General features: G+C 40.4%; 11 protein-coding genes, 1 tRNA gene, 2 rRNA genes and 2 pseudogenes. 12 read left to right on the top strand and 4 right to left on the bottom strand.

All coding sequences use genetic code 11. From position 1 onward, the window contains the following. Positions 1–177 precede the first annotated feature (177 nt). The 3 genes from ArsFIN_RS17445 (at position 178) to ArsFIN_RS17435 (ending at position 3533) form a co-directional block, all read left to right on the top strand. A 23S ribosomal RNA gene (locus ArsFIN_RS17445) occupies positions 178–3104 on the top strand. A gap of 189 nt (positions 3105–3293) precedes the next feature. Further along, a 5S ribosomal RNA gene (rrf, locus tag ArsFIN_RS17440) occupies positions 3294–3409 on the top strand. 47 nt (positions 3410–3456) lie between these two features. Then, positions 3457–3533 (top strand) — tRNA-Asp (locus tag ArsFIN_RS17435). 85 nt (positions 3534–3618) lie between these two features. On the opposite strand, the pseudogene istB reads toward ArsFIN_RS17435, so the two are convergent. Both istB and istA read right to left on the bottom strand, forming a co-directional pair. Further along, a pseudogene (istB, locus tag ArsFIN_RS17430) lies at positions 3619–4379 on the bottom strand (IS21-like element helper ATPase IstB). Then, a pseudogene (gene istA / locus ArsFIN_RS17425) lies at positions 4366–5405 on the bottom strand (IS21 family transposase). The pseudogenes istB and istA overlap by 14 nt, the downstream one beginning before the upstream one ends. A 288-nt stretch (positions 5406–5693) precedes the next feature. On the opposite strand from istA, the gene ArsFIN_RS17420 reads away from it, so the two are divergent. Then, a complete protein-coding gene (locus ArsFIN_RS17420) occupies positions 5694–6482 on the top strand; it encodes an endonuclease/exonuclease/phosphatase family protein (RefSeq protein WP_026823629.1) in 789 nt (262 codons plus the stop codon). Between the two features lie 94 nt (positions 6483–6576). On the opposite strand, the gene ArsFIN_RS17415 is transcribed toward ArsFIN_RS17420, so the two are convergent. Then, a complete protein-coding gene (locus ArsFIN_RS17415) occupies positions 6577–7950 on the bottom strand; it encodes an amino acid permease (RefSeq protein ID WP_026823628.1) in 1374 nt (457 codons plus the stop codon). A gap of 170 nt (positions 7951–8120) precedes the next feature. On the opposite strand from ArsFIN_RS17415, the gene queE reads away from it, so the two are divergent. Further along, positions 8121–8795, top strand: a complete 675-nt coding sequence (queE, locus tag ArsFIN_RS17410; RefSeq protein WP_026823627.1) for a 7-carboxy-7-deazaguanine synthase QueE — start codon at positions 8121–8123, stop codon at positions 8793–8795. 42 nt (positions 8796–8837) lie between these two features. On the opposite strand, the gene queD is transcribed toward queE, so the two are convergent. Further along, positions 8838–9200, bottom strand: a complete 363-nt coding sequence (queD, locus tag ArsFIN_RS17405) for a 6-carboxytetrahydropterin synthase QueD (protein ID WP_026823626.1) — start codon at positions 9198–9200, stop codon at positions 8838–8840. 446 nt (positions 9201–9646) lie between these two features. Here queD and ftsB point away from each other — a divergent pair, with 446 nt between their 5' ends. The 7 genes from ftsB (at position 9647) to nlpD (ending at position 15715) form a co-directional block, all read left to right on the top strand. Further along, on the top strand, positions 9647–9940 hold the full coding sequence (ftsB, locus tag ArsFIN_RS17400) for a cell division protein FtsB (protein ID WP_026823625.1): 294 nt from the start codon (positions 9647–9649) through the stop codon (positions 9938–9940). A 91-nt stretch (positions 9941–10031) separates the two neighbouring features. Continuing rightward, a complete protein-coding gene (gene ispD / locus ArsFIN_RS17395) occupies positions 10032–10760 on the top strand; it encodes a 2-C-methyl-D-erythritol 4-phosphate cytidylyltransferase (RefSeq protein WP_026823624.1) in 729 nt (242 codons plus the stop codon). Between the two features lie 23 nt (positions 10761–10783). After that, the gene (gene ispF, locus ArsFIN_RS17390) at positions 10784–11296 is read left to right on the top strand and encodes a 2-C-methyl-D-erythritol 2,4-cyclodiphosphate synthase (protein WP_026823623.1); all 513 of its coding nucleotides are present in this window, start codon (positions 10784–10786) and stop codon (positions 11294–11296) included. Next, complete coding sequence (truD, locus tag ArsFIN_RS17385) at positions 11262–12311, top strand: tRNA pseudouridine(13) synthase TruD (protein WP_026823622.1); 1050 nt, start codon at positions 11262–11264, stop codon at positions 12309–12311. The genes ispF and truD overlap by 35 nt, the downstream gene beginning before the upstream one ends. 824 nt (positions 12312–13135) lie before the next feature. After that, positions 13136–13897, top strand: a complete 762-nt coding sequence (gene surE, locus ArsFIN_RS17380) for a 5'/3'-nucleotidase SurE (protein WP_026823621.1) — start codon at positions 13136–13138, stop codon at positions 13895–13897. Beyond that, a complete protein-coding gene (locus ArsFIN_RS17375; protein ID WP_034250046.1) occupies positions 13891–14517 on the top strand; it encodes a protein-L-isoaspartate(D-aspartate) O-methyltransferase in 627 nt (208 codons plus the stop codon). The genes surE and ArsFIN_RS17375 overlap by 7 nt, the downstream gene beginning before the upstream one ends. Before the next feature lie 154 nt (positions 14518–14671). Then, a complete protein-coding gene (nlpD, locus tag ArsFIN_RS17370) occupies positions 14672–15715 on the top strand; it encodes a murein hydrolase activator NlpD (RefSeq protein WP_026823619.1) in 1044 nt (347 codons plus the stop codon). The last annotated feature ends 12 nt before the right edge of the window (positions 15716–15727 follow it).

The raw sequence follows: 15727 nt of genomic DNA, 5'->3' as shown, positions 1-15727 counted from the left end.
ACTGGAACAAGAACTTGTAAATTGAAAACTACATTATTAAGAAAAATAGATGTGGAGAACCAAAACCGAGTGTATTAGGAGTTATGAAGCAGTGAATTCGAGGAAGTCAGCGCAGCGTACAAAAGAGCACTCACAAGATTGCTGACGCGTAACCTATAGAACGGAAATAAAGATTCGGGTTAGGTTAAGCGGCGTACACGGTGGATGCCTAGGCAGTCAGAGGCCGATGAAGGACGTGCTAATCTGCGAAAAGCGTCGGTAAGCTGATATGAAGCGTTATAGCCGGCGATGTCCGAATGGGAAAACCCAGTGCATTAATGCACTATCGTTTGATGAATTCATAGTCAAACGAGGCGAACCGGGGGAACTGAAACATCTCAGTACCCCGAGGAAAAGAAATCAACCGAGATTCCCCTAGTAGCGGCGAGCGAACGGGGAGTAGCCCAAACCAACAAGCTTGCTTGTTGGGGTTGTAGGACACTCTATACGGAGTCAGCATCGATATTAGCATCAGGAGAAGGGTCTGGAAAGGCCAGCCATAAAGGGTGATAGCCCCGTATCCGAAGGTGTTAGTATCGTGAGCTCGAAGAGTAGGGCGGGACACGTGTTATCCTGTCTGAATAAGGGGGGACCATCCTCCAAGGCTAAATACTCCTGACTGACCGATAGTGAACCAGTACCGTGAGGGAAAGGCGAAAAGAACCCCGGCGGAAGGGGAGTGAAAGAGAACCTGAAACCGTGTACGTACAAGCAGTGGGAGCCCCATAATGGGTGATGGCGTGCCTTTTGTATAATGGGTCAGCGAGTTATGATTTGATGCAAGGTTAAGCAGCTAATGTGGAGCCGTAGCGAAAGCGAGTCTGAATAGGGCGTTTAGTATTTGGTCGTAGACCCGAAACCAGGTGATCTACCCTTGGTCAGGTTGAAGTTCAGGTAACACTGAATGGAGGACCGAACCGACTTACGTTGAAAAGTGAGCGGATGAACTGAGGGTAGCGGAGAAATTCCAATCGAACTTGGAGATAGCTGGTTCTCTCCGAAATAGCTTTAGGGCTAGCCTCAAGTGATGATTATTGGAGGTAGAGCACTGTTTGGACGAGGGGCCCTTCTCGGGTTACCGAATTCAGACAAACTCCGAATGCCAATCAATTTAACTTGGGAGTCAGAACATGGGTGATAAGGTCCGTGTTCGAAAGGGAAACAGCCCAGACCACCAGCTAAGGTCCCAAAATCTATGTTAAGTGGAAAAGGATGTGGCGTTGCCCAGACAACTAGGATGTTGGCTTAGAAGCAGCCATCATTTAAAGAGTGCGTAATAGCTCACTAGTCGAGTGACACTGCGCCGAAAATGTACCGGGGCTAAACCTATTACCGAAGCTGTGGATTGTCCGTAGGACAATGGTAGGAGAGCGTTCTAAGCGCGTCGAAGCATGATCGCAAGGACATGTGGAGCGCTTAGAAGTGAGAATGCCGGTGTGAGTAGCGAAAGACGGGTGAGAATCCCGTCCACCGATTGACTAAGGTTTCCAGAGGAAGGCTCGTCCGCTCTGGGTTAGTCGGCTCCTAAGCTGAGGCCGACAGGCGTAGGCGATGGATAACAGGTTGATATTCCTGTACCACCTAGGATCGTTTTACTCGAAGTGGGGACGGAGAAGGCTAGGCTATCCGGGCGACTGGATTGCCCGTTTAAGCGGTAGGACTGGGTGTGAGGCAAATCCGTCACTCATAACATGAGGCTGTGATGACGAGACCAAGGTGGTTCCTCGAGTAGTTGATGCCACACTTCCAGGAAAAGCCGCTAGATAGGTAATCCTTAATCGTACCCCAAACCGACACAGGTGGTTAGGTAGAGAATACTCAGGCGCTTGAGAGAACTCGGGTGAAGGAACTAGGCAAAATGGTGCCGTAACTTCGGGAGAAGGCACGCTCGTTAGGGTTAACGCCCAGAAGAGCCGCAGTGAATAGGCTCAAGCGACTGTTTATCAAAAACACAGGTCTCTGCTAAACCGTAAGGTGATGTATAGGGGGTGACGCCTGCCCGGTGCTGGAAGGTTAAGAGGGGTAGTAAGCTTCTGCGAAGCTCTTGATCGAAGCCCCAGTAAACGGCGGCCGTAACTATAACGGTCCTAAGGTAGCGAAATTCCTTGTCGGGTAAGTTCCGACCTGCACGAATGGCGTAATGATTTGGGCACTGTCTCCACCCGAGACTCAGTGAAATCATAGAACCTGTGAAGATGCAGTGTACCCGCGGCAAGACGGAAAGACCCCGTGAACCTTTACTATAGCTTGACACTGAAATTGAGCCTTGATTGTACAGGATAGGTGGGAGGCTAAGAAGTGTGGACGCCAGCTTACGTGGAGCCAACGTTGAAATACCACCCTAGCTGTGTTTGATTTCTAACCCGCACCACTTATCCGGGTGAGAGACAGTGTCTGGTGGGTAGTTTGACTGGGGCGGTCTCCTCCCAAAGTGTAACGGAGGAGCACGAAGGTTGGCTAATCACGGTCGGACATCGTGCATAGAGTGCAAAGGCATAAGCCAGCTTGACTGCGAGCGTGACGGCGCGAGCAGGTACGAAAGTAGGTCTTAGTGATCCGGTGGTTCTGAATGGAAGGGCCATCGCTCAACGGATAAAAGGTACTCCGGGGATAACAGGCTGATACCGCCCAAGAGTTCATATCGACGGCGGTGTTTGGCACCTCGATGTCGGCTCATCACATCCTGGGGCTGAAGTAGGTCCCAAGGGTATGGCTGTTCGCCATTTAAAGTGGTACGCGAGCTGGGTTTAGAACGTCGTGAGACAGTTCGGTCCCTATCCGTCGTGGGCGTAGGAAATTTGAGAGGAGCTGTCCTTAGTACGAGAGGACCGGAGTGGACGCACCACTGGTGTACAGGTTGTCATGCCAATGGCATCGCCTGGTAGCTAAGTGCGGAAGAGATAACCGCTGAAAGCATCTAAGCGGGAAACTTGCCTCAAGATGAGTCTTCCCTGACAGTAATGTCCTATAAGGGGTGTTCGAGACGAGGACGTAGATAGGCTGGGTGTGTAAGCGTAGCGATACGTTGAGCTAACCAGTACTAATGACCCGAGAGGCTTAACCTGACAACACCGAAGGTGTTTTGAGAAGAGAGAAGAATTTTAGCTTGTTCAAGAGTCTATCCTGACGAGATATTACGCGAAGGAGCGTGAACTGGCGCTGTTGATGGTGAGCACCTACTGAGGTAGGCGAGTGAGCCGAAAGGCTAGCCGAGATGGCAGCGTACTGAAACGGGATAGGTAAAAAAGAATTTGTCTGGCGGCAATAGCGCGGTGGTCCCACCTGACCCCATGCCGAACTCAGAAGTGAAATGCCGTAGCGCCGATGGTAGTGTGGGGTCTCCCCATGTGAGAGTAGGGAGCTGCCAGACTTTAATTTAATGCTAATGGCTAAGGCCATTAGTGAAATAAATCGGGTGGTGCGGTAGTTCAGTTGGTTAGAATACCGGCCTGTCACGCCGGGGGTCGCGGGTTCGAGTCCCGTCCGCACCGCCAATAATATCAGAAGTAAGTGTCAACGATCACCGAAAACTGATCCACTTTTTATCTAAATCCGATCAATCAAAATTGATCCACTGTTTTACTCAGTTATTGCTCCTGAGCGCCGCTTATCTTTCAATCGGTAGCTTTCACCGCTTAATTGCAGTACATGCGAATGATGAAGTAAACGATCAAGCATAGCGGCAGTTAATGTTGCGTCATCAGCAAAAGCACTTGGCCATTGCCCAAATGATAGGTTACTCGTCAATATGACACTGCCATGCTCATAACGCTTGGCAATCACATTGAAAAACAGGTTTGCTTCTTCTCGCCCAAACGGCAGGTATCCAATCTCATCGATAATCAACAACTTCGGGGCCATCACCGAACGTGATAGATATTGTTTGAGCTTATTTTGTCGTTTGGCAGTTGAGAGTTGCAACATCAGTTCAGCTGCCGTGGTAAAGCGGGTTTTCTTCTTGGCCTGTACTGCTTTTAATCCTAACCCAATAGCTAAATGCGTTTTGCCTACACCGCTTGGGCCAAGCAACACGACATTTTCATTACGTTCAATAAACGTTAATGCGCTTAATTCCTGTATGTGTTGTTTGGGGATCCCCGTTGCAAACTTAAAATCGAACGTATTAAGTTCTTTATGTGCTGGGAATCCTGCCATCCGACTCAAAAGATTACGAGTTCGTTCATCTCGTTGTTGTTGCTCACATTTTAACAGGGACAGTAAAACTCTCCGTAGCTTTTGTCTTGGGCAATGCATTTTTCGGCAAGTGATGACCAATGAGTCGGAATAGAATTTAATTTCAATGACTCACACAGGTGTTCAATTTGTTCATGCAATAACATGTTCACCTCCCAGTAATGCTTCGTATACGCTGATTGAGTGTTGCAAACTGACAGATTCAAGGGGCGGTACGATAGGGATATTAAGCGTATTAGTCTGTGGGATAGATTGGCAAACCCTTGCTGGTAAGGGTAGAAGAGACTTAACTTCCTTAGCTAATCTATCTGCTGGCTTCTCTAACGTTGTTCCATGAATTCGCTGATGGGCAACGCGTTGTAACCATGGACCCACTTTTGCATTAGCTATTTCAATATCCAGTTCAAGATTATGAGCACGAAGGTCGGTGTTTAATGGCACGATAAAGCTGTTTTTTAAATAGTGGTTAAAGCGCTCTACTTTCCCTTTCGTTTTTGCCCTGTAGGGCTTGCAAGCCTTCAATTTAAACCCGTAATCTTTCGACATTTGAAGCATTTCGACATGTAATTTATGATCACCTTCTGCATAAGCATCCCGTTCGATGATGAGGATTTTGCGTTATCACACAATACTTCCTGTGGTACACCACCAAAGTAGTCGAAAGCTTCTCTTAAACCTTGCTGCCACGATTCTGCTCGTTCATTATCAAAGAACTTTACATAACTCGCACGCGAATAGCCTAGCGTTGCAACAAACGCTTTCAGCGATTTTTTACCTCGCCGGATGCTGGTGAAGTCGATTTGCATTTGTTGACCTGGCTGTGTTTCAAAACGGACGACTACTTCGGGAACAATGCTTGGTTTAAATTGACAAACAAATCGGCGTAATTGAGCAATACCACCTTGATAGCCGTTTTCAACTACCTCATCAAATAAGACTGTTGCAGGGATCCAATCAGGTTTAGCCAGTTCAATTCGCTGAAGCAAATAAGGTTTAAAGGGGGATAATTTAGTCGGTTGTTGACTTCTTTTAGCATAAGTTGGCATTGTCTGTTGTTGTAAATGATGTTTTACGGTGTTACGGGATATACCCAACTCACTGGCAATTTTTCGAAGGCTTTGTCCTTGTGCAAAGCGAACATGAATATCCACAAATATCTCCTTGGTTAACATAAATTATCCGTACAAAATGTGCGAATAATACCAAGTGGATCAGTTTTAGATGATCGTTAGTGGATCAGTTTTGCATGATCGGTGACAGTAAGCCCTGTGAAAATATCACAGGGCTTTTGTCGTTTATTAAAAACAACTTGTTAAATATATAAATAGTTTTTTATAAAGTATTTTGTTTTTATTTTTCTTGAACTTTAGGATGTAATTATGCTTCTAAATGATGAGTTTTATCTATTATCTATGTATTAGCTAGGTTCATAAATATTCGATTTTTAAGGGCTATTTGAGGTGGCAAAAAAAATTTATTCTGTGCGCTATATTGCAGGCCAACCGGCAAAGCGTATTTTACCTGTATCTGAATATACGCTCGACGATGATTTACCTATAGGGATGCCACTATTCTCAGAAAGTGATGAGTTAAGCATTGTTTCATGGAATATTTATAAACAGCAACGTCCAAACTGGTATTCAGTTTTAAATAAATTAGTCATAGATAAACATTTAATTTTATTACAAGAAGCGCAAACCTCACCTCAACTTATTGATTTTGTCGTCTCTCAACATTTAGTCGCTGATCAAGTACCGGCAATTGTTTTCCCTCAACACGCTTCTGGAGTAATGACGCTAGCAACATCCCATCCCATTTATTGTTGTCCTTTGCGCGAAAAAGAACCGTTACTTCGTTTACCGAAATCAGCGTTAATTACCGTTTATCCGCTACATAATGGCCAAAATTTGATGATTATTAATATTCATGCGGTTAATTTTAGTTTTGGTGTAGATATTTATAGTCGGCAGTTACACAATATCGGGGAGCATATTAAAAGACATCAAGGGCCAGTGGTTTTTGCTGGAGATTTTAATACTTGGAGTCGCCAACGTATTAATGCACTTAAACGTTTCACGCGCAGTTTACGAATGAAAGAGGTCAATTTTGATCCCGATGTGCGCACTATAATTTTTGGTTACCCATTAGATTATGTTTTTTATCGTAGTCTGACTCTTCTCGATGCAGAAGTGATTAAAACGGAATCTTCTGATCATAATCCCATTTGTGTCAAATTTAGTATCAAATAGTTTTAATAAGAGAACAAAAAAATAGAAATACTGATTCAGCACTTCTATTTTCAACATTATGTTCGCGATCTGATTATGATAGAAGCTATTAATGTTATTTTGTTGATATATTCTCTTTTTTAACAAATAAGTAGTAAGTCATTGACAAGCATACGATCCAAATCATTCCTACGATCAGTGCAACGCGTGTATCTTTAAAAAAGCCTAACAGCACGATGACAAACATCATAAATAAGATGGTGATGAGTGGACCAATCGGCCAAAATGGAACTTTAAATTTCAGTTTGCTTGCTGTTTCAGCGCTCATTTTTCGGCGCATAGCAACTTGAGAAAGTAATATCATTAACCAAACCCAAACGGTAGCGAATGTCGCTAAAGAGGCAATTATTACAAAAATATCTTGTGGAATAATATAATTGAGATAAACGCCAATTAGCATGATGACCGACATAACAACCACGGTCATCCAGGGGACACCAGTGCGGCTAACTTTCATAAATGAGCGAGGAGCTTGTCCTTCTTGAGCCATACCATACATCATTCGTCCCGCTCCAAAGATATCACTATTAATAGCAGATATGGCAGCCGTAATGACAACAATATTTAACATATTCGCAGCAGAAGTGATATTTAAATTGGCAAAAATTTGCACAAATGGGCTACCATTCTGCCCAATTTGGTTCCAAGGAAAAATGCACATTAAGATAAAAAGCGTTAAACCATAAAATAGTAATATACGCAATGGTACAGCATTAATGGCCTTAGGGATGGTTTTTTCTGGTTCCTTAGCTTCGCTGGCCGTAATGCCGATTACTTCAATACCACCAAAGGCGAACATAACGATTGCTAACGAAGCAATAATTCCTTCTATGCCATTTGGCATAAAACCACCATGTTGCCAAAGGTTAAATAAACCTGTTTCATGATGTTCGGTACCTTGACCGAAACCGAATAACATAATTGCACCGCCGCCAATGATCATTGCAATAATGGCAATTACCTTAATAATTGATAACCAGAATTCCATTTCGCCAAAAATTTTCACATGACACAAATTCAATGCGCCAATAAAAAGAACAATACTTAATACCCATATCCATTGATCAACATGCGGAAACCAAAAACGCATATAAGTTCCAAAAGCGGTTATGTCGGCTAGACAGACAATTAACATCTCAAAAATATAATTCCATCCAGTTAGAAAACCGGCTAATGGTCCCATATAGTGGCTGGCGTATTGTGAAAAAGACCCAGGTACTGGATGATGAACCGCCATTTCACCGAGAGCTCGCATGACCATGAAAACTGCGGCTCCACCGATCATATAGGCAAGCAGTACTGCAGGTCCTGCAGCCTGAATCGCTGAGGCTGAACCATAAAAAAGCCCTGTACCAATTGCGGAGCCTAACGCCATAAAGCGAATATGCCTGCCAGTTAATCCCCGTTTAAGTTGATTTGTATTGTTCATGTGTTGTCTTTCCATCTTACTTTTAATGTGCTGGATATGCTCCCAGTTCACAACCTAAAGGGTTTTGATAACTACAAAGCACAAGTTGTTTACCATAACATAAAGAAAGGTGTTCTAGGGATAGATATCTGCAATAATAGGCAAATTATTAAGTTATTTTAGAGAACGTTATGGATTATCCAATTAATCAGATTTTTCAAACAATACAGGGAGAGGGCTATTTTACTGGAGTAGCAGCAATTTTTGTTCGTTTACAAGGTTGTCCAGTCGGATGTAGTTGGTGTGATACTAAGCATACTTGGGCTAAAAATAAGCAACAGCAACGGCCATTATCGATAATTTTAGCTAAAAAGAGCGACAATGAGGAATGGGCAACGTGTAGCTCAGAACAAATTATTGATTTATTTGAACAGAATCATTACACCGCACGTCATATCGTAATTACGGGTGGAGAGCCTTGTTTATATGATCTCACTGAATTAACTACTAACTTAGAAAAAAAAGGTTATCAGTGTCAAATTGAAACAAGTGGAACACATAATATTTATTGTTCTGAAAAAACGTGGGTAACCGTATCGCCAAAAGTGGCGATGCGTGGGGGTTATAAGATATTACCGGCAGCGTTAAATCGGGCCAATGAAATTAAACATCCTGTCGGTCGCCAAAGAGATATTGATGCATTAGAATATTTGATTAACCAGCTTGCGCCCAATCACCCTGCACCGCATATTTGTTTGCAACCGATTAGTCAAAACGCAAATGCAACTAACCTTTGTATTGAAACCTGTATTAAGCGTAATTGGCGCTTGTCAGTTCAAATGCATAAATATTTAGATATCGCTTAATAATATTCAGCACCAAATGGTGCTGAAAATAAAGAGTTGCGTTTATTTACCGCGATAAATACAACCTGCATTACACGTTTCTTTAATCATAATCGAACTTAATTGTGGCAACATCGGTTTCATTTTATGCCAAATCCAACGTGCAATAACTTCACTGGTAGGATTCTCTAACCCTTCTATATCATTAAGATAATGATGATCTAATTGTTGCCATAAAGGTTTAAAAGCTTTAGAAATATCGCTGAAGTCAACGACCCAGCCTGTTTGTGGATCAATTTCACCGGTTAATTCTAATCTGACCATAAATGAGTGCCCATGTAAACGTCCACATTTATGTCCTGCGGGAACATGGGGTAGTCGATGGGCAGCCTCAAATTGAAAGTCTTTAAAAATTGTTGCGCTCATTATGGCACCTATCAATTGGATTAATGCAAACATTTTATCTGGATGAATGCATTTTTTATATTAGAAACTTTTGATTAATTAGTCTCATTATGTGAATTAAAGATAATTTAATCATTTTAAAAATGAGATAGGGTTATATTATCTTATTATCTTGGTGTTGTGTTATAACTTAATGAATATAAAATAAAATGAAAAGATTTTTCAGCACAATTTTTACTCCAAATTAGAAAAACATTTGCCCAACAAAATATTTTAAATTAATTAACTTGTTAGTCGGTAAAAACAAACTTTTTTTTGACATATAGCTAAGCTATACTTTGTCAATAAAAATACCCGTTTGACTCTATTTCAGGTTTATTTGTCAATTTTTATTAATAACTTATCTGTGATCGGTAGCCTCATGGGATAAGTTGTGGGATGATGAGTGAGTCTTGCAGAGGGCTTCGATGCGGAAATTAGCGTTGATATTGTTGGCGGTGCTTTGCTGGTTACAGTATTCACTGTGGTTTGGTAAGAATGGTGTCCATGACTATTTGCGTGTGAAAAATGAAGTTGCAGCGCTAGAGACGTTGAACATGACATTTAAAGTACGCAATGAACGTTTATTTGCTGAAATAGATGATTTGAATGAGGGACGTGAAGCGATTGAGGAGCGAGCTCGAACTGAACTTGGTATGATTAGACCTGGAGAGTCTTTTTACCGTATAGTGAATGAGAATTCTTTTCCCAAACATAAATAAAATTTTTAATTAATGATATTTTGTCGGGCCACCAAAATATTTAAAAACATTATGACGAAAAAGTAGTGATTCATAAAAATAGTCTACAACAATGAATAAATTCATATCTAATCATAAAATGCAGGTTGCTGCTTTAATACCTGCCGCTGGTATTGGCAGTCGTATGAAAGCTGATTGTCCCAAGCAATATTTGAAAGTAGCGGGGAAAACAATTATTGAGCATAGTATATCTGCTTTACTTAAGCAGCCAAGAATTTGCCAAATTATTGTTTCGTTGAATAAAGATGATATTTTTTTTCATCAATTAGCTATTGCGAAAAATCCAAAAATTAAAACCATCACTGGGGGTTGTCAAAGGGCTGATTCAGTTTTGGCTGGACTGAATTATTTATCAGACAATTTACAGCTAGATCCTTGTTGGGTTTTAGTTCATGATGCAGCTCGACCTTGCTTACATCAAGCTGATTTAGATAGTATTATTCATTTTATTGATAGTCAGCAATCTTCTTATGGTGGTATTTTGGCTGCGCCAGTAAGAGATACCATGAAACGTTCAATTCAAGGAAAAATAGATATTAGTCATACTGTTGAACGAAGTGAACTTTGGCATGCGCTGACGCCACAATTTTTTCCTTTAGCGTTAATCAAAAACTGTTTGACTCAAGCATTAGCGCAAAAAGCAGTAATTACCGATGAGGCTTCTGCGCTTGAATATTGCGGTTACCATCCTCAATTGCTGGAAGGTAGAGTTGATAATTTGAAGGTTACTCAACCAGAAGATTTGATGTTAGCAGAGTTTTACCTTTCCCGCGCTTTATAAGACTATTGTTAGGAGTATCGTTCATGCGGATTGGACATGGATTTGATGTGCATAAATTTGGTGGAGATGGCCCAATTACAATTTGTGGAGTGAAAATTCCCTATGAACAAGGATTAATAGCGCATTCCGATGGCGATGTCGCCTTACATGCATTAACAGATGCTATTCTTGGTGCAGCAGCATTAGGTGATATCGGTAAACACTTTCCTGATACCAGTCCCGCTTTTAAAGATGCAGATAGCCGCAATTTGTTACGCGAGGCGTATTCGCAGGTGTTAAAAAAAGGATATTGTATAAGTAATCTTGATATCACAATTATTGCTCAAGCACCTAAAATGCTGCCATATATTGCTGATATGCGCAAAAATATAGCAGATGCTCTTGGTTGCCATATTGATGATGTCAATGTTAAAGCCACCACGACGGAAAAACTTGGATTTATTGGTAGAAAAGAAGGCATTGCTTGTGAAGCGGTGGCTTTATTAGTAAAGGATAATAGTCATGACGGTGACAGCACTTCAGTGGCTGCATGGTAAACCAGTAGCAAGCGGAGCAATAAAATTAACCGCTGAAGATTTTATTGTGCGTGAAAATCTCGGATTTTTGCCTGAAGGTGAGGGTGAGCACCTCATGGTTTATGTTAGAAAAAAGGGTTGTAATACTCAATTTGTAGCCGAACAGCTGGCTCGTTTTGTTGGTATCTCTTCACGTAGTGTCAGCTATGCTGGGTTAAAAGATCGGCAAGCAGTGACTGAACAGTGGTTTTGTCTCCATTTGCCAGGTAAGGAAGACCCCGATATTAATCAGTTTTCACTAGCAGGATGTGAAATTTTGCTAGCGAAACGACAAAAACGTAAATTACGTATCGGTTCATTAAAAGGCAATGATTTTGAGATAACTCTTCGACAAATTAGTGATCAGCGAGCGGTGGAAACACGTTTGCAACAAATCAAAATATTGGGTGTAGCTAACTATTTTGGTGAACAGCGTTTTGGTCGAGCGGGTAATAATCTTGTGCAAGCTGAGCGTTGGGCAAAAGGTGAAATTGAAGTTAAGCAGCGAAACAAACGTAGTTTTTATCTCTCTGCTGTTCGGAGTGTTATATTTAATTTTATCGTCAGCGAACGGATACTCAATAATAAAATACATCAGATAATAGACGGTGATGTTATGCAATTAACCGGTAGTGGCAGTTGGTTTGTTGCTAAGCGTGAAGAATTACCTCAATTACAAGAGAGATTGCAGGCTGGTGCAATCCAAATCACAGCTCCGCTTTATGGTGAAAAAGAATTAGGAACTCAATCAGTAGCGAAACTGTTTGAACAACAATGTTTAACCCATTTTTCTGTTTTATTGCCATTGCTGCAAGCAGAACGAACAAATTTGATCCGGCGAGCGATCATTGTTGTTCCACAAAATATGCATTGGGAATGGTTAGAAAAGCAAACCCTAAAACTGTCTTTTTCATTACCTAAAGGTAGTTTTGCCACCAGTGTAATAAGAGAATTGATTAATCAATCTACTAAAAATATTATTGATATTGACGAATAGTATTCAATTAAAAAATAATGTTGCCAATGATAATTCTTATTATATTTATATAATAAGATTTGAAATTTAATAATTATATTAACTGGTTGTTTTTTTAAAGATATTGCATTTTTTTGCAATAAGCTGCATTAAGGTAAAAATTCTATTTTGACATTATCAGTTAGATGCTACGGCTTGCTTACAACGCTTAATTAGATAATGTTGTTATTAACTGAAGTCAAAACAAAATTGACTGAAAATAGGTGATCAAATTTGCACAATAGGCATTAAGAGCAAGTGAAAATATTAAAATTTAATCAATAAGTTTAATAAAAAATTAGCGGTTAATAGCTCGGATGATGGTATTCCTGTTTTTATAAAAGTTAATTTACTTATTTTGTCCATTATTGACTGGTCTTGTTAATAGTATTTAATCAACCATCCTTTATACTTTTTTAATATTTATTATAAATTTTTATTGATTACTGTATTGCTAGTTAGATATTTGGTTAGGATAGGATATTCACTGGATATTATTTTGACTTCTCGTGTTGATGTTATTTAAAAACAATAATTGTAATTAGATATTTTATTATTTTTCAGTCAGTTGTTAAAAGAAACAAAATTATATTGTTATTTTATTACATTCACTTACGCTAATATTAGACCTTCATTTTTCTATCATAATTTGATGTATTTTTATTGTTACTTAATGATATTCTTGCTGTAATCTATTATTGACGCTATTTTCAACCCATAATCTTTTTTTATCATAGATGATAATAGTTGGATAAAATAGCCTGGTTCTTAATATATCGTTCAATATAAATCAATGGGATACAATAATGCTAAGGATATTGCTAAGTAATGATGATGGTGTAACAGCAACTGGCATCCAAACGCTCGCAACTGCGTTACGTAAATATTATTTCGTTCAGGTTGTTGCACCTGATAGAAATCGAAGTGGAGCATCAAATGCATTAACACTTCATAAACCATTACGAATAGCCAAGTTAGCCAATGGAGATATCTCAGTACAAGGAACACCAACGGATTGCGTTTATTTAGGCGTTAATCAGCTTATTCGCCCCTCTCCTGAAATCGTCGTTTCGGGTATTAATCATGGACCTAACTTGGGTGATGATGTTATTTATTCTGGTACCGTTGCAGCAGCGACAGAAGGTCGTCATCTTGGATTACCGGCACTTGCGGTCTCATTGAACGGCGAAACACATTTCCAAACAGCGGCAGAGGTAACTTGTCATTTATTAAAATTATTACAAAAAACGCCATTAAAAGCTGGTAATATTCTTAATATTAATGTTCCTGATATTCCTATGGCGGAAATTAAAGGTTACAAAGTAACACGGTGTGGTAGTCGTCACGCTGCTCAGAAAGTTTACTCATCTGAAGATCCAAGGGGAGATATGGTGTATTGGTTAGGGCCTGTCGGAGAAATATGTGATGCTGGCCCAGATACTGATTTTGCTGCAGTAGCAGCGGGATATGTTGCTATCACACCGTTACAAGTGGACTTAACCGCTTATAAGGATCAGCAAGTTGTTAAAGATTGGTTACTAAAAGCAGAGGCAAGTGAGGAATGCTAAAACGGTCAATGAGAGATTTATTGACACAACTACGCCATCAAGGGATTAAAGATGAAGCGCTATTGGCAGCTATTGCAAAAGTTCCTCGTGAGCGTTTTGTCGATGAAGCACTTTCACATAAAGCTTATGAAAATATTCCTTTACCTATCGGTTTTTCTCAGACCATTTCGCAACCTTATATTGTTGCTCGTATGACGGAATTACTTGCGCTTTCTCCCACGGACCATGTATTAGAGATTGGTACTGGTTCGGGTTATCAAACCGCCATTTTAGCGCATCTTGTCGCGCGGGTTTTTTCGGTAGAACGTATCAAGGGATTACAATGGAATGCGATACGTAGATTAAAACAACTTGATCTACATAATATTTCAACACGTCATGGAGATGGTTGGCTGGGATGGGCTTCTAAGGGGCCTTTTGATGGTATCATTGTCACAGCGGCGCCAGCAGAACTCCCTCTTGTGTTGCTTGAACAGTTGAAAGATGGTGGCCGAATGGTATTGCCTGTCGGTGAGAAAAAACAGATGTTAAAAGTAATTAAACGCCAGGGTAATGATTTTCATGCTACAACAGTAGAACCGGTGCGATTTGTTCCTTTAATCCCTGGAAGTTTGGCATGAAATAGGTAATATTTTAGCGATAGATAATTTAAGGTTTTACTAATCTCTGCTTTAATAAACATAATAATTTATTATTTAGCTAGCGCAATAAATTGTCGATTATGACTTACATTATCGATTTTTATTCAAGATTTGTCTTCATGGGAGAAGAAGTATGAATTTTAACAGCCCAAAATTTGCGATTCGCTGGGCAACTATCAGTATAATAACAGGCATAATGTTAATAGGGTGCTCGACACCATATCATCCAGCCGCACCAATTAGTAGTGTCCATGATAGTAGCCGCCCGACTAATACTTATCCTGCTGTCAATGCATCATCCAAAAGTACGCCAACACCCTCTTCTCCTAAAAATATTTCTGTTAGTAATCAAAATAGTAGTATATATCAGCCAGTGATGCCAGCACCTAAGACTAATACCGATGGTCGAATAATTTATAACCGAAATTATGATAATATCCAAAAAGGAAGCTATAGTGGTAACACTTACACCGTTAAAAGAGGTGATACCCTGTTTTATATTGCTTGGATAACAGGCAATGATTATCGTGATCTAGCGCAACGTAATAAAATTACAGAACCTTATAGTTTAAATGTTGGACAAGTACTTAATATTGATAACAGTTCTACCGATGCAGAAATAGTGGTTGCTAATCGTACTCCGAATACAAATGTTGATTCTCAGCCAACTAATGCGTATGCTTCATCTGTCAGTGAACAAAATTCAGGTAAGATGTTACCGAGAGCAACCAAGCCATTAACACCTTCTACGCCGCCTGCAACAACAGCATCTTCGGGCTTAAATAGTAATAGCGTAGTGAATTCCGTAGGTAAGTGGCGCTGGCCGGCCGAAGGGAAAGTGATTGAATCTTTCTCTGATGTGCAAGGCGGTAATAAAGGCGTTGATATTGCTGGATCGCGTGGTCAGCCTGTTTTTGCAACTGCAGCAGGAAGAGTGGTTTATTCTGGAAATGCATTACGTGGATATGGAAATCTTATAATAATAAAACATAACGATGACTATCTGAGTGCCTATGCTCACAATGATACTATATTAGTTCGTGATCAACAGGAGGTTCAGGCAGGGCAAAAGATTGCCACTATGGGTAGCAGCGGTACAAGTTCGGTAAGATTACATTTTGAAATTCGTTACAAGGGAAAATCAGTAAACCCGTTGCGTTATCTTTCGCAGCGATAACTTGGACAGATT

This window comes from Arsenophonus nasoniae (assembly GCF_004768525.1).
Taxonomy (GTDB): domain Bacteria; phylum Pseudomonadota; class Gammaproteobacteria; order Enterobacterales; family Enterobacteriaceae; genus Arsenophonus; species Arsenophonus nasoniae.
This window is presented reverse-complemented; position numbering and strand designations above follow the sequence as displayed.

Excerpts from the sequence above, each read along its gene's own strand:
- queD (WP_026823626.1), bottom strand. The coding sequence starts at position 9,200 with ATGAGCGCAACAATTTTTAAAGACTTTCAATTTGAGGCTGCCCATCGA.
- ispF (WP_026823623.1), top strand. The coding sequence starts at position 10,784 with ATGCGGATTGGACATGGATTTGATGTGCATAAATTTGGTGGAGATGGC.
- surE (WP_026823621.1), top strand. The coding sequence starts at position 13,136 with ATGCTAAGGATATTGCTAAGTAATGATGATGGTGTAACAGCAACTGGC.
- ArsFIN_RS17415 (WP_026823628.1), bottom strand. The coding sequence starts at position 7,950 with ATGAACAATACAAATCAACTTAAACGGGGATTAACTGGCAGGCATATT.
- ArsFIN_RS17375 (WP_034250046.1), top strand. The coding sequence starts at position 13,891 with ATGCTAAAACGGTCAATGAGAGATTTATTGACACAACTACGCCATCAA.
- queE (WP_026823627.1), top strand. The coding sequence starts at position 8,121 with ATGGATTATCCAATTAATCAGATTTTTCAAACAATACAGGGAGAGGGC.
- ftsB (WP_026823625.1), top strand. The coding sequence starts at position 9,647 with ATGCGGAAATTAGCGTTGATATTGTTGGCGGTGCTTTGCTGGTTACAG.
- nlpD (WP_026823619.1), top strand. The coding sequence starts at position 14,672 with ATGAATTTTAACAGCCCAAAATTTGCGATTCGCTGGGCAACTATCAGT.
- truD (WP_026823622.1), top strand. The coding sequence starts at position 11,262 with ATGACGGTGACAGCACTTCAGTGGCTGCATGGTAAACCAGTAGCAAGC.
- ispD (WP_026823624.1), top strand. The coding sequence starts at position 10,032 with ATGAATAAATTCATATCTAATCATAAAATGCAGGTTGCTGCTTTAATA.